We start from the raw sequence: 14,319 nt of genomic DNA, 5'->3' as shown, positions 1-14,319 counted from the left end.
CCGTATTCTATGCTCAAACGTCTGCGGGCCAGTCACCCCATCCTCTACTGCATCCTGGCCATCGCTTTGTTCTGGGCCGTTATGAGCCAGGGCGGGCAGCTGCTCGTCCTGCTGCTGACATGGGCGGGGCCGGCCGTGGCCGCGCCGTTCGTCCAGGAAAACTTTTTGCTGCAGGCGGCCGGCGACCTGCTTGGCTTTGCAGCGGCTCTGGTGCTGCTGTGGCGTACCGGCCAGCTGTGGGTCTTTACCAAGCGTGGCTGCGGCTTCTGGGACGGGCTGCTGGTGGGCATGACCCCCTTTGTGATGGTCTGCCTGGGCCTCGCGGTCAATGTGGGGGCGCCCATCCTCCCCGAGGATGCCGTCCTCAAGGCCCCGTGGCGGATCGCGGTGTTTTTCGTCACCATGTTCCTCATCGGCCTGACCGAGGAATCCATGTTCCGGGGGGTGGTGGGCCAGACCCTGCTGCTCCACTTCGGGCCGAGCCGGACCGGCGTATGGAAAGCCTGCCTGCTGTCGGGGGCGCTGTTTGGGGCGCTCCATTTGACCAACCTGGTGTCCAGCGCCCCGCTGGGCGTGCTCATCCAGTGCTGCATGGCCGGCGGCCTGGGGGTGCTGTATGGGGCGATCTATTTCCGCACCGGCAACCTGTGGGTGGTCATCGCCCTGCATGCTTTGCAGGATACGGCGGCCCTCGTCAACACCGGCCTGTACGACGGGGTCGCTTCCACCAGCGAGGTGGTCAGCAGCTATGACCCCAGTATGCTGGTGGGGCTGCTGTTCTATCTGGTGCCCGCCCTCTTTTTGCTGCGGCGCAGCCGTCTGCCTCTGGTGGCGGCCTACTGGGGTCTGGAAGACACTCAGGATTGATTTCTGCACACGAATGGAAACCGCCCACGGCGGCCTTGCAGGGCCTGCTGTGGGCGGTCTTTTGCGTGGTGCTCAGATGTAGTCGATGGGCAGGGTGGGCAGGCCGTTCAGGTCCAGCCCGGCGGTGTGCCCGGCGGCGTATTCATAGTACCCCTGGGAGGCGATCATGGCGCCGTTGTCCCCGCAGAACTTCAGCTGGGGCAGGTAGACCTGGGCTCCCAGCTTTTGGGCTCCGTCGTTGACCAGCTGGCGCAGCCGTCCGTTGGCGGCCACGCCCCCTGCCAGACAGACCTGCCGGGCGTGGGTATCGGCGGCGGCAGCCAGCAGCTTTTCCGCCAGGATGCCGGTGATCCGTTCCTGGAAGCTGGCGGCCAGATCGGGCACATGGATCTCCTGGCCTTTCATCCGGGCCTGGTTCACCTCGTTCAGCACGGCGGTTTTAAGGCCCGAAAAGCTGACGTTGTATTTGCCCTCCACATGGGGCACCGGCAGCCGGTAGGCTTTGGGGTTGCCGGTCCGGGCGGCGGCCGAGACGCTGGGCCCTCCGGGATAGGGCAGCCCCAGGGTGCGGGCTACCTTGTCAAAGGCCTCGCCGGCGGCGTCGTCCACCGTGCGGCCCAGCACCCGGAACCGGGTGTAGTCTTCCACCTGCACGATGTGGCTGTGCCCTCCCGAGGCCACCAGGCAGAGGAAAGGGGGCTTGAGTTCCGGGTGGGTCAGATAGAGGGCTGCGATATGCCCCCGCAGATGGTGCACCGGCACCAGAGGCTTGCCGGCGGCGTAGGCCAGCCCTTTGGCAAAGTTGACCCCCACCAGCACCGCCCCGATCAGCCCCGGGGCAAAGGTGACCGCTACCGCATCCACCTGGCTGATGGTGCGGCCGGCGTCCGCCAGAGCTTTGGCCACGGTGCCGCTGATGTATTCGCAGTGGCGGCGGCTGGCGATCTCGGGCACCACCCCGCCGTAGAGGGCCTGTTCCTTGACGCTGGTGGCAATGACGTTGCTCAGCAGCACCCGGCCGTCTTCCACCAGGGCGGCGGCTGTTTCATCACAGGTGGATTCGATTCCCAATATAACCATGTTCCCGTTCGTTCCTCTCCTTGGGTGTTTAAAAAAGTATCAGTGCGCCTCCAGCCAGGAATGGCCCTGGCGCACCTCGGTATCCAGAGGCACCGTAAAGTGGACGCAGCCCTCCATCTCCTCTTTCAGGATGCGGGCGGCGATCTGGGCCTCGGCTTCGGGCGCCTCCACGATCAGTTCGTCGTGGACGGTCAGGATCAGGCGGCTTTGCAGCTTTTCGGCCCGGATGCGCCGCCATACCCGCACCATGGCCAGCTTGATCACATCGGCGGCCGTGCCCTGGATGGGGGTATTGCGGGCCATCCGCTCCCCGCTGGCCCGCACCGCGATGTTGGAGCTGGTCACTTCAGGCAGGGTGCGGCGGCGGCCGAACAGGGTGCTGACATAGCCCTTCTCTTTGGCGTCGGCGATGGTCTGCTTCATGTAGGTATCCACCTTGGGGAAGCTGGCCAGGTAGTTCTTCAAAAAGACGCCGGCTTCCCGCACCGACACCCCCAGGTCTTCCGACAGACTGAAAGCGCCTTTGCCGTACATGATGCCAAAGTTGATGGCCTTGGCGGCGGTGCGCAGCTGGGGCGTCACCTGATCCAGAGGGATGCCGTAGATCTTGGCGGCGGTGCTGCGGTGGATGTCCTCTCCGCTGCGGAAAGCGGCCTGCATATGCTCGTCCCCGGTGATGTGGGCCAGGATGCGCAGCTCGATCTGGCTGTAATCGGCGTCCACCAGCACGCAGCCCGGCTTTGCCACAAAGAAGCCCCGCAGCTGGCTGCCCAGCTGGGTGCGGATGGGGATGTTCTGCAGATTGGGGTTGTCGGAGGACAAGCGGCCTGTGCGGGCCTCGGTCTGGTTGAAGGTGGAGTGGATCCGCCCGTCGGGACCGATCACCTTGAGCAGCCCTTCGGCATAGGTGGAATACAGCTTCTGATAGGAGCGGTAGCGCAGGATATCGTCGATGAGGGGGTAATCGGGCCGCAGCTTCTGCAAGGTGGCGTTGTCGGTGGACCAGCCCCGGCTGGTCTTGCGGCCATGGGGCAGCTTCATTTTGATGAACAGCATATCCCCCAGCTGTTTGGGGCTGTTGGGGTTGAAGGCGGGGTCCTCCACCTGACTGCGGATGTAGGCCAGGGTATCGTCGATCTGGGCTTTCAGCTGCACCCCGAACTGCTCGATGCCCGCCCGGTCCACCAGCACGCCGGTGCGGGTCATGTCCGCCAGCACCTGGGCCAGGGGGAACTCGATCTCGTTGTACAGCTCGTCCTCGCCCAGGGCTGTGATCTCGGCCTTCATTTTCGCGAACAGGTCGGCCAGGAAGCCGGCGTCGGGCCATGCCGCGCAGGTAAAGGCGGGCTGGGCCTTGTAGGCCTCGGCCAGAGCGGCAATGTTGTACTTGGCCGCCGAGGCATCCAGCAGGTAGGCGGCCAGCTTGCCGTCCCAGACGATGGAGGCGCCCCAGCCGCCCTGCTCCATGGCGGCTGCATAGAGGGGGGCCGCGTCGAATACTTCCAGCTGCACGGCGGGGTCATCCAGCAGGGCGGGCAGCTGGGCTTCCTCCAGCGGGTAGACGCTGGTGCCCTGTACGGCGTACCAGTGGGCAGGCCGCGTCTCGATGATCCGGTTGCCCTGTTTGCCGTATTCAGCGGGGCGGGCCGCCAGCAGGTACAGGCCCTGGGGCTGCGGGGGCAGCTCCAGCACGTCGGCCTCGGGCAGGGGCTCGGCCGCGGCGCCGTCCAGGCCGGGCTCGGCGGGCAGTACGCCTTCCAGGCCCAGCCGGGGGATCAGGGCGCGGATCTCCAGATCCAGCATCAGCCGCACGGCGGCAGCCTTGTCGCCTTCCCCGGGCCGATAGGCTCCCTGGGCCGTCTCGATGGGGGCGTCGGTGCGGATGGTGCCCAGAGTGTAGCTGAGCTGTGCGTCCTCCCGGCAGGCCTCCAGATTGGCCCGCTGCCGCGGCTTGATGAGGGGGTCATCCAGATGGGCGTATACCTCCTCCAGGCTGCCGAAATGCTGGATCAGGGACAGGGCAGTCTTTTCACCGATGCCCTTCACCCCGGGGATGTTGTCGGACGAATCCCCCATCAGGCTCTTGACGTCGATCAGCTGCCGGGGCTCCAGACCGTACTGGGCCTGGATGGCGGCCTTGTCCATCACCCGGGTCTCACTGTGGCCCCGGCTGGTGGTGGCCAGCAGCACGGTGGTGTGATCGCTCACCAGCTGCAGGTTGTCCCGGTCGCCGGTGGCCAGATAGCAGGTCTCCTGGCGCTGGTCGCAGGCGGCGGCCAAAGTGCCCAGGATGTCGTCGGCCTCCCAGCCCTCGGCGGTCACCAGCTTGTAGCCCAAAAGGGTCAGCAGCTTCTGGAGCAGAGGCATCTGGGCGGCCAGCTCCTCGGGCATACCGTGGCGGTTGGCCTTGTAGCTGTCGTACATCTTGTGACGGAAGGTAGGGGCGGGCAGGTCAAAGGCAATGGCCACCTCGTCCGGCTGATAGTTCTGGGTCAGGGAGAGCAGGATATTCATAAAGCCATAGATGGCATTGGTGTACTGCCCGTCCTTGGTGGTCAGAACCTTGATCCCAAAAAAGGCACGGTTCGCAATGCTGTTGCCATCAACAACCAATAAACGCATTCAGTAGACTCCTCCCTGTATGTGCAGCCTTTGTGCAAGAGGGCTGCGGGTGTATAGACCATTCTTCATCTTTTTCCAGTATAACACAAAACCGCCGGCAGGAACAGGCCCCGGCGGAAAACAAAAAGATCCCCCGTCCGCAGCCAGAGCGCCGGGCAGGGGAGAGGGGCAGGGTCAGTCGCTTGTCTGGATGGCGCCCACCGGGCAGGCCTCGGCGGCCTGGACGGCCTGGGGCACATCTTCGCCGGGGATCTCTCCGGGGATGGCGACCGCCAGGGTCCCCTCCATCGAAAAGACCTCGGGACACAGGCCGGCGCACTGGGTGCAGCCGATGCAGAGGCTGGGATCAACGACAGCTTTCATAGCGCATGGACTCCTTTCCGGGGCGGCACAAAGGGCCCCACACAGAGTCTGCCCCCAAAACCGTCCCCCTATACTTTGGCCTGCGGGTATGCTACAATAAAATGGATCCAAAACAGCTCCGGCACGGGCGCTCTGCGCAGCGGGACCGGGAAAACGGCAAGAAAGGAATAAGGACCCTATGAATATCCAGATCTTTGGCACCAGCAAGTGCTTCGATACCAAAAAGGCCCAGCGCTATTTCAAAGAGCGGGGCATCCGCTTCCAGATGATCGACATGAAAGAAAAGGGGCTGAGCCGGGGCGAATTCGACAGCGTGGCCCGGGCAGTGGGCGGCTGGCAGAACCTGGTGGACCCGAACGCCAAGGACAAACAGACCCTGGCGCTGCTCCAGGCCCTGGTGGACTGGCAGCAGGAGGACAAGCTGTTTGAAAACCAGCAGCTGATCAGGACCCCCATCGTCCGCAACGGCCGTCAGGCCACCGTGGGCTACCAGCCCGAGGTGTGGGCCGGCTGGCAGTGATCAGGACAGGGCCTTCAGTGCCGCCAGAAAAGCATCCACATTGCCCTCGGGGGTGGCCCAGCTGGTCACCAGGCGGATGCAGGTATGGCCGGCATCGGGCTTGGAGGAGAACTCAAAGCCGAAATCGGGCTTGAGGGCCTCCACCACCCCGTCGGGCAGGATGGGGAACTGCTGGTTGGTGACGCTGTCGCAGGCAAAGGGATAGCCCAGCGCGGCAATGCCCGCTTTCAGCTTGAGGGCCATGGCGTTGGCGTGGGCGGCCAGCTGGACATACCGGTCCCCCTGCATCAGCTGCTCGAACTGGATGCCCAGCAGCCAGCCCTTGGCCAGCATCCCGCCCCGCTGCTTGATGTTGTAGCGGAAATCGGGCTTGAGGGCGTCGTTCAACAGCACCAGGGCCTCCCCGAACAGAGCGCCGTTCTTGGTGCCGCCGATGTAGAAGGCGTCGCACAGACGGCCCAGCTCCTCCAGGGTGGGGCCGCCGGCGGCCAGGCCGCTGGCCAGCCGTGCGCCGTCCAGGTACAGCCACAGGCCCAGCTCATCGCACACCTGCCGCAGGGACTGGAGCTCGGCCAGGGTGTACAGGGTGCCGATCTCGGTGGTCTGGCTGACGTACACCATCCGGGGCTTGACCATATGCTCGTCGGTGTGGGCGGCAGCGGCGGCCCGCACCGCATCGGCTGTCAGTTTGCCGTCTGCGGCGGGGCAGACGATGCACTTGTGGCCGGTGGCCTCGATGGCGCCTGTCTCGTGGACGCAGATATGGGCGCTGGCGGCGGCGATGACCGCCTCATAGGGCCGCAGGAAAGCGGCGATGGCGGTGGCGTTGGTCTGGGTGCCTCCCACCAGCAGGTGCACATCGGCGTCGGGGCGGCCTACCGCCTTGCGGATCATCTGCCGGGCGTGCTCGGTATGGGGGTCGGTGGAATAGCCGGGGTTGCCCTCGGTGTTGGTAGCGGCCAGAGCTTCCAGGATGGAGGGATGGCAGCCTTCGCTGTAATCGTTGGTGAAACGGATCATACCAAAACTTCCTTTCCTTTGGATACAGTACGCAATGCCCCTATTATATACCATGGCGGTGCCGGCAGGCAAGGGCGCCGGCCGGGGCAAACGGCATCATTTCACAAAATTACCATAGGCTATCTTTTGCGCACTGTGGCACAATGTGCTATACTATACCCGGATATCCCCACAGGGTGCGCCCTGCGCATACACTATTTGGACTTAGGAGACGGTAAAAAACCATGAGAACTTATGTGACCCCGGAGGAACACGCCCGCATCCACCGCCGCCGGCGCCGTCAGGCGCTGGGGCTGGCCATGGCGGTGCTGATCTGCATCGGGATCTTTACAGTGCTGGGGGCCGGTTACCGGCTGGTGGCCAGCCTGTTCGATGAGACAGAGCAGATGCAGGAATATGAGGACAAGCTGGAAGGGCTTGTGCTGTTCGACCCGCTGCCCTTTGACGGCATTGAGAACATCGATGATCTGACGCTGCGTCAGGCCGCCGTGTGGGGCTGCATTTACAGCATCCAGGAGACCCAGGGCAATTTTGACAACTACGCCCACGACCCGGTCACCGAACAGCTTCTGCTGCCCGCTGTGGATGTGGACGCCTACCTGGCCCGGCTGGTGGGACCTTCCTTCCAGCTGACCCACCGCAGCTTTGATATGGATGATATGACCATCGAGTTCGATGAGGCCACCCAGTGCTACAAGATCCCCATTACCGGCGGCGTGGGCTACTACCGTGCCGATGTGGTGGACCTGTTCAAGCAGGATGGCAAGCTCCATGTGACGGTGGGCTATATCCCCATGTACGCCCAGGGCGACCTGATCGGCACCATGTCCGACACGCCCACCAAGTATATGGACTACCTGTTCGAGCGCACATCGGGCAGCTGGTATCTCACCGGCCTCACCGAGAGCGCCACCAAGCCCCAGGAACAGGCCGCTTCCAGCCAGGCCAATTCGGTGGTCATGATGGAGCCCGACCAGCTGCAGGAGGCGATCCTTTCGGGTGTGGACCCGGACGCGGTCTCCAGCAGCAGCGCTTCCAGCGGGCAGACCGCTTCCAGTCCGGCGTCCAGCGGCGTGTCCAGCGAGACCCCCACCGGCGAGCTGGCCCGGGACGGCGCCGCCAGCGAGGAGACCCAGACGGCCTCCAGCGCGGATGCTTCCGCCAGCCAGGCCGCCTGACCGCCGGCCAATCAAAAACACAAAGCCTCTGCACAGGAATGGCCCGTGCAGAGGCTTTTTTGACGTTTATTTCAGGCCGAAGGGGACGATCACCAGCCGGTACCACAGATAGGGGAGCATGTTCCAGATCATCCATGCCTCCATCAGCAGATAGTTGGGCAGGTCCCGCAGGCGAAAGGGACGTTTGCCCAGCCGCCCCTGGCGCAGGATGTCGAAGGCTTCGCGCATCCCCTGGTCCCAGGCGTCCCCGAAGCCCTGCTTGTGAAATTTGTAGCACTTGAGCAGGTAGCCGGCGGCCAGGGGCAGGGCGTTGGCCAGCAGCATCAGGGCGGGCTCGTTTTTCAGAGGCAGCAGGATGCTGTTGCGGCCGCTCTGGCGGCTTTTGAATTCGTTGTAGCGCACCGCCCCGGTGCTGGCGCCGCAGATGTGGTAGCACCGGGCAGTGGGGCACAGGATGTTCTTGTAGCCCGCGTTGTTGGCGCGCCAGCTCAGGTCCACGTCCTCGAAATAGGCGAAGAAGTTCTCGTCAAAGACGCCGATCTCGTCCAGGATACGCTTGCGGTAGAGGGCGGCCCCGCCGCAGGCCGAGAAGATCCGGCGCTGTCTGGTGTAGCGGCTGGCCAGGCGGCCGTCCCCGGTCTTGCAGGCAAAGCCCATCCAGGTGACATAGTCGCCGGCATCATCGGCCAGCTCCCGCTCAAAGTGGCGGATCATCAGGCTTTGGACCGCAAAGATCCGCGGGTCGCTGTCGGCGGCCCGGATCAGCTCGGCCAGCCACTGGGGCTCTGCAAAGGCGTCGTTGTTGAACAGCACTACATATTCGCTTTTGGCCAGGACGATGCCCTGGTTGACCGCATGGGAAAAGCCGGTGTTCCTGCCGTTTTCGATCAGGGTGAAATTGGGCCGGCTGCAATAGCTGCGGGCCTGGGCCAGGCTCTCGTCGGTGGAACCGTTGTCCACTACGATCAGCTCAAAGTCCTGCTCGGTCTGGGCATAGACCGACTCGATGGAGTCCTTCAGCCAGCCCTTGCCGTTGATATTGGGGATGATGACAGTCGCTTTCATAGCCGCTCCTAGGTATGGGAAAAATCACAACGCAGCTATTATAGCACACTTGCAGCCCAAAAAACAGCCCGCAGGCCGGAAAACCTGCGGGCGTAGTTATTATATAGGGGAGCCGGCTCAGGCGGCCAGGGCGGCCTCGATGGCGGCCAGGACGTCAGCCGAGTTCTCGCAGCAGACCAGGACCACCTCGCCGGTGGGAACGGTGGTGACGGTGGCTGCCTTGGCGATCTCATACTGGTCGGCCAGGTAGTTCTCCATCGACATCTGCTGGCTGGTGACGTAGTTCTCCAGCGCTTCCTGCACGGCCTCGGTTTTGCCCTCGGCGGGCTTGACGATGGCGACGCCGTAGCTGCGCACATTCAGCAGGGAGACGGATGCGGAAAACTCCTCATAATCCCCGTCCTGCAGCCCCAGCATGGGCAGGATGAAGTTGTCGGCCTGGGCCTTGAGATCCTCCTCGGTCATCTCGCCGGCAGGGCCGTCGGCAGCCGTGAAGGAACCGTCCCCCTTGCCGGTCAGGATCATCAAGTTCTCGTTCTCCTCATCGGTGCGGGCGTCGTGGATGATCTGGCTGTAATCTTTGGGCTCTGCGGCCGAGGAGGCGTCCTTTCCGCCGCAGGCGGCCAGGGAAAAGAGTGCGAGAGAAGCCAGAGCGGCGGCGATCAAAAACTTTTTCATAAAGAGGTTCCTTTCTTTTGTTGCAATTTGATGCGGGGGCGGCAGGCCACACCGGCCGGTTTTACACAGGATGGGCCGGCGGGGCGGGGTTTATTCCCGCTGTTGAATGCCGTCATATCCTATACGAACAGCCCGGCGGCAAAATTGCGGACGTTCACAATCATTTAAGAATTGCCGCTGCGGGAAGTCGGGGCGCAAAAAATCCCCGGCCCGGGCCGGGGAAGAAAGGCTGCATAGACGCAGGTCACAGCAGCTGCAAAGACTCCAGCGGGCCGTGGTCCACCGGGGTGGAAAGGATGATCTGGGTGCAGGTGCTGCCCAGCTTCTGGAATTGCAGGATCAGCTGCTCCAGCTGCATCATGCTGCCGCAGCTGACCTTGATCAGGAAGGTGTATTCACCGGTGACGTGGTAGCATTGCAGCACCTCTTTGCTGTTCTGCAGCAGGTTGAGCAGCCCTTCCCGCTCGGAGGGGGCCACCGACAGGCTGATGAGGGCATCCACATACAGCCGGCCCGCCGGGCGGTTGAGCACCACCGTGTAGCCCCCGATGATGCCGTCGGACTCCAGTTTATGGATGCGGCTGGAGACGGCGGGGCTGGTCAGGGACACCTGCTCGGCGATCTCTTTGACGGGCATACGTGCATTGTGGGCCAAAAGGGTCAGGATCTTGCGGTCCAGATCATCCATTCTAACGTTACCTCCATACTCTATTTCCGGTGAAATAGATAAAATTTTCTTTAAATAAAGTTTCGAGTTGTAAAAAATCACAAAAGTTGTCAAAAACGCGAAACTCTCCGGTGCTGCCTTTAATTATATAAAGTTTTACCCGAAAAGTAAAGTGAAAGTTTAAGGTGAAAGGAAAATTTACAATTTGACAATAAATCAAATTTGCATATAATACAAATCACAAGGCCGCGCACCCCAGACGGCGCGGCGGATCTAAATTTGAGATTTACTGCTTTATATACTTTCCCACCCCTCTATACACAAAAACCCGCTGCCAGGCGGGTTTTTGTGTTTTTCTGCTTTTTTGCAGCAGAAAGCCCCTGCCCGGCGGGGGCAGGGGCCGCAGAACGCTGCAAAACTTACTTCAGATAGATATGGTGGGGCAGGCCCGCAATGTAAAGCGGAGTCAGCTCGGCCTGGATCAGGGGCCGGGCGTAATCCAGAAACTCATGGGTCATCTGGGTGTGGTTCTCGTTCATCCAGCTCAGGGGCACCTTCTTTTCCAGGTTGGCCACTTCGCTGATGGGATGCAGCTCGGTGGTGCACTGGTAGGGATTGTTGGAGATCCGCTTCAGGGCCACCATTTGCCCGGTGACGCCCTCAAAGGCGGCCTTGGCCGCAGCACCGCCCACCTGGTAGGCCTCGGTGATGTCGGTGCGGCTGGTCAGATGGCCTGCGCAGCGCTGCAGGGTGGAAAGCTCGATGCAGCGGGTCTTGGTGTCCAGGGCGCGGGCCACGGTGTTGGCCAGGAAACGGGCCGTACCGGTCAGAGCCTTGTGGCCGAAAGCGTCCACGGCATGGACATCGTCGGCCAGCTCACAGACATAGCGGCCGTCCTCCAGCTTGACGCCTTCCGACACGGCAATGACGATGCTGGGCTTCTTCTCCTGCATGGCCCGCACCTTCTCCACAAAGCGGTCCACATGGAAGGGAACCTCGGGCAGGCAGATCATGTCCACGCCCTCGCAGTCGTCCCCCTTGGCCAGGGCGGCGGCGGCGGTCAGCCAGCCGGCGTTGCGGCCCATGATCTCCACGATGGTGACATACTTGGTGCCGTAGACGGTGGCGTCCCGGATGACCTCCTTCATCACCACGCCGATGTACTTGGCCGCAGAACCGTAGCCGGGGGTGTGGTCGGTGACCATCAGGTCATTGTCGATGGTCTTGGGCACGCCCATGAACCGGATGTCGCTGCCCATCCGCTGACCGTAGTCGGCCAGCTTGCCGATGGTGTCCATCGAGTCGTTGCCGCCAATGTAGAAGAAGTAGCCGATGTCCAGCTTCTCCAGGATATCGAACAGCTTCTTGTACACGGCCTCATCCGCGTGCCAGTCGGGCAGCTTGTAGCGGCAGCTGCCCAAAAAGCTGGAGGGGGTGCGCTTGAGCAGCTCGATGTCCAGGTCGTCCTTCAGGATGGTGCCCAGGTCGATGACCCGCTCTTCCAGCAGGCCGGCCACACCGTTGCACATCCCGTAGACGACCTGCGCGCCGCGGTTGCGGCAGCTCTCATAGACGCCTGCCAGGCTGGCATTGATGACGGAAGTGGGGCCGCCGGACTGGCCGACGATTGCGTTTTTACCCATGATTCGTTTCTCCTTTACATAGCATCATTTATCTTGGCTGCATGGGGGCGGTGTGCTCCCAGCAGGAAAGAACGTCAGGGCGCGGCCAAAAGAGGGGGCAAAAGGGCTGGATCACATATGTACGTGGCGGGGGGTGCCGTTGACATAGATGGGGGTCAGCTCGTCCAGGATCAGGGGGCGGGCATACTCCTCAAAGCTGGCAGTTACGTGCATCCCGTCGGGGGAGATCCACTCCAGGGGGACCTTCTTTTCCAGGTTGGCCACCTGCTGCACATCCACCGACTCGGTGATGCACTGATAGGGTGCACCGGTCAGACGCCGCAGGGCGATCATCCGGCCGCTCTCCCCGGCAAAGGCCGCAGCAGCGGCGGCGCCCCCGGCAGCATAAGCCTCGGTGACGTCGGTGCGGCTGGCCAGATGGCTGGCGCAGCGCTGCAGCGTGGAGAACTCGATGGCCCGGCTCTTGCAGCCCAGGTTCTGGTGAATCAGCTCGGACAGATACCGGCTGGTGCCGCTGAGGATGGCCTTGTGGCCAAAGGCATCCAGCTGGCCCGCCGTGGAGACCAGGTCACACAGGTAGGTGCCGTCAGCCGTGCGGACGCCCTCGCTGGCCGCGATGATGACGTTGGACTTCCGCCGCTGCAGCTCATCTACCTTTTTCAAAAACAGCTCCTGGTTGAAGGGGACCTCGGGCAGCAGGATCATATCGGGACCGTCGCAGTCCTCGCCGGCAGCCAGGCAGGCGGCGCCGGCCAGCCAGCCGGCGTGCCGGCCCATGATCTCGGCCACGGTGACGCTGCGGATGTTGTAGACCGAGGAATCCCGGATGACTTCCTTCAGGATGGTGGCGATGTACTTGGCCGCCGAACCATAGCCCGGGGTATGGTCGGTCAGGCACAGGTCGTTGTCGATGGTTTTGGGCACGCCGATGAACCGCACGTCGCTGCCCATCCGCTGGCCATAGCGGCTCAGCTTGGCAATGGTGTCCATCGAATCGTTGCCGCCGATATAAAAGACTGCGCAGATGTCATACTTGTCAAAGAGGGTGAACAGCTGCACATAGGGGGTGGTGTCCTGTTCGGGGTCGGGCAGTTTGTACCGGCAGCTGCCCAAAAAGCTGGAGGGGGTGCGCTTGAGCAGTTCAATGCTCATCCGGTCATCCAGCAGGATGTCCAGATCCACCAGCTCTTCCTTCAGCAGGCCCTCGATGCCGTACTTCATGCCGTACACCTTGTCGGCTCCCAGGCTGCGGGCCGTCTTGTAGACGCCGGCCAGACTGGAATTGATGACGGCAGTGGGGCCGCCGGATTGGCCTACGATCACGTTTTTGCTCATAGAATAGCTCCTTCTTATCATGCGTGGAGGTGGTTTGGGGCCGGGGCGGGCCCTGCACTGCGCCGCTCCGGCCGGCAAAACGTCCGCAACCGGCATAAAAAAACCACCCTGGGTGGAGAGTCTTTTTGCCAGATTGCATGGTTTTTGCCCTGTTTCTATTGTAACCGTTTCAAGCGTTGTATGCAAGACCCAAGTTGGTTGCAGAGCGAAAAATTTTATGATAGAATCAGTGTACTTCTACAAAAGTCAAAGCCGCCCTGACAGGGCAAATACTTCGGGAGAATAAAAGTGCCATGGGTATTTCACATGATTACAATTACGCCCGCCGCCGGGCCCGGCAGCAGGGCGCTCATACCAAGCTGAAAGTGCTGCTGTGCGTGGCGGCCATCCTGCTGCTGTCGCTGGCCATCACCGCCATCCTCCAGACGGCCCAGCAGGAGGCAGCCCCTCCGCAGGAGGAGATCCTGCCCACCGGCACGGTGGAGGGGATCCTGGCGCCCCTGCCCATGCAGCCGGGCGAGGGGGGAGCGGGGACTGCCCAGGTCCTGCAGTTCGGCCCGGCCCGGCAGAGCGCGGGCAGTTACACCGTGCTGGCCTATGACAGCAGCGTCATCCGCCAGCCCGCCACCGGCCAGGTGGACCTGAGCTACTTTGCCGATGCCGCCTTTCTGGGGGACAGTCTGACGGTGGGCTTCACCGATTACAGCATCAACCTGGGCGGCGCGCTGGTCTGCGGCTATACCGGAGCAGGCCCCGACACCATCGTCAACCGGATGACGGTCAGCCATATGACCCGCGGGGACGAGGTGGCCCTGGACGTGCTGGCGGCGGCCCAGCCCAAAAAGCTGTATATCCTGCTGGGCACCAACACCCTGACCACCGCCGGTGCAGAGGACCGCTTCCTGACCTATTACGGGGCCATGCTGGACGCGCTGCGGGAGACGTTGGGCCCCGACTGCGTCATCTACGTCCAGTCCATCCCGCCGGTGCGGCCCGAGGCAGTAGCCCAGCGGCCCGGTCTGTCCAGCGACAACCTGCGGGCGGTGAACGAGCAGCTGGCCCAGCTGGCCCACAGCAAGGGCTGCGTCTATCTGGATCTGTGGGAGGCTCTGGCCGACGGCGAAGGCAACCTGAAAGCGGTCTGCGCCGCCCCCGACGGGGTACACCTGTCGGCGGGCAACGGTTATGGCGCCTGGGTCAACTACCTGCGCAGCCATACCCGCTACGCCGCCGACAGCCCCTGGACTCCCGGCAGCGCCTACGCTTCTGCAGGCTGAGCGA

Annotated in this window: 13 protein-coding genes; 4 read left to right on the top strand and 9 right to left on the bottom strand. The window is 62.8% G+C overall.

The window, feature by feature from the left end:
- Positions 1 to 9: 9 nt before the first annotated feature.
- Positions 10 to 867: a CPBP family intramembrane glutamic endopeptidase gene (locus B5E66_RS06300; protein WP_087230228.1), complete on the top strand. Its 858-nt coding sequence runs from the start codon at positions 10 to 12 to the stop codon at positions 865 to 867.
- Positions 868 to 939: 72 nt separating this feature from the next.
- Here B5E66_RS06300 and tsaD read toward each other — a convergent pair whose 3' ends face one another.
- The 3 genes from tsaD to B5E66_RS06285 form a co-directional block, all read right to left on the bottom strand.
- Positions 940 to 1,947, bottom strand: coding sequence for a tRNA (adenosine(37)-N6)-threonylcarbamoyltransferase complex transferase subunit TsaD (gene tsaD, locus B5E66_RS06295; protein ID WP_087230225.1), 1,008 nt, complete (start codon positions 1,945 to 1,947; stop codon positions 940 to 942).
- A gap of 39 nt (positions 1,948 to 1,986) precedes the next feature.
- On the bottom strand, positions 1,987 to 4,569 hold the full coding sequence (gene polA, locus B5E66_RS06290; protein WP_087230222.1) for a DNA polymerase I: 2,583 nt from the start codon (positions 4,567 to 4,569) through the stop codon (positions 1,987 to 1,989).
- Between the two features lie 174 nt (positions 4,570 to 4,743).
- Positions 4,744 to 4,932, bottom strand: a complete 189-nt coding sequence (locus B5E66_RS06285) for a ferredoxin (protein ID WP_087230220.1) — start codon at positions 4,930 to 4,932, stop codon at positions 4,744 to 4,746.
- Positions 4,933 to 5,110: 178 nt separating this feature from the next.
- On the opposite strand from B5E66_RS06285, the gene B5E66_RS06280 reads away from it, so the two are divergent.
- On the top strand, positions 5,111 to 5,452 hold the full coding sequence (locus B5E66_RS06280) for an arsenate reductase family protein (RefSeq protein ID WP_087230217.1): 342 nt from the start codon (positions 5,111 to 5,113) through the stop codon (positions 5,450 to 5,452).
- Here the strand turns inward: B5E66_RS06280 and B5E66_RS06275 are convergent, their stop codons facing one another.
- Entirely contained in the window at positions 5,453 to 6,472 is a 1,020-nt protein-coding gene (locus B5E66_RS06275) for a threonine aldolase family protein (protein WP_087230214.1), read from the bottom strand.
- A 224-nt stretch (positions 6,473 to 6,696) separates the two neighbouring features.
- Between B5E66_RS06275 and B5E66_RS06270 the strand changes: the two genes are divergently transcribed.
- Positions 6,697 to 7,650 carry an Ice-structuring protein gene (locus B5E66_RS06270; RefSeq protein WP_087230211.1) on the top strand — a complete coding sequence of 318 codons (954 nt, stop codon included), beginning with the start codon at positions 6,697 to 6,699 and terminating at the stop codon, positions 7,648 to 7,650.
- Positions 7,651 to 7,716: 66 nt separating this feature from the next.
- On the opposite strand, the gene B5E66_RS06265 is transcribed toward B5E66_RS06270, so the two are convergent.
- From B5E66_RS06265 to B5E66_RS06245, 5 genes are all read right to left on the bottom strand, one after another.
- Positions 7,717 to 8,715, bottom strand: coding sequence for a glycosyltransferase family 2 protein (locus B5E66_RS06265; RefSeq protein WP_087230208.1), 999 nt, complete (start codon positions 8,713 to 8,715; stop codon positions 7,717 to 7,719).
- A 117-nt stretch (positions 8,716 to 8,832) separates the two neighbouring features.
- A complete protein-coding gene (locus B5E66_RS06260) occupies positions 8,833 to 9,393 on the bottom strand; it encodes a DUF4358 domain-containing protein (RefSeq protein WP_087230205.1) in 561 nt (186 codons plus the stop codon).
- Positions 9,394 to 9,637: 244 nt separating this feature from the next.
- Positions 9,638 to 10,081, bottom strand: coding sequence for an Lrp/AsnC family transcriptional regulator (locus B5E66_RS06255; RefSeq protein ID WP_087230202.1), 444 nt, complete (start codon positions 10,079 to 10,081; stop codon positions 9,638 to 9,640).
- A 398-nt stretch (positions 10,082 to 10,479) separates the two neighbouring features.
- Positions 10,480 to 11,703 carry a 6-phosphofructokinase gene (locus tag B5E66_RS06250; RefSeq protein WP_087230199.1) on the bottom strand — a complete coding sequence of 408 codons (1,224 nt, stop codon included), beginning with the start codon at positions 11,701 to 11,703 and terminating at the stop codon, positions 10,480 to 10,482.
- Between the two features lie 111 nt (positions 11,704 to 11,814).
- A complete protein-coding gene (locus B5E66_RS06245) occupies positions 11,815 to 13,038 on the bottom strand; it encodes a 6-phosphofructokinase (protein WP_087230196.1) in 1,224 nt (407 codons plus the stop codon).
- Between the two features lie 293 nt (positions 13,039 to 13,331).
- Between B5E66_RS06245 and B5E66_RS06240 the strand changes: the two genes are divergently transcribed.
- Entirely contained in the window at positions 13,332 to 14,315 is a 984-nt protein-coding gene (locus B5E66_RS06240) for a GDSL-type esterase/lipase family protein (protein WP_087230193.1), read from the top strand.
- Positions 14,316 to 14,319 lie beyond the last annotated feature (4 nt).

The sequence above is a fragment of the Faecalibacterium sp. An121 genome, from assembly GCF_002160915.1.
GTDB lineage: Bacteria > Bacillota > Clostridia > Oscillospirales > Ruminococcaceae > Faecalibacterium > Faecalibacterium avium.
Note: the sequence above shows the minus strand (reverse complement) of the source record. Positions and strands in the feature narration are given on the sequence as shown.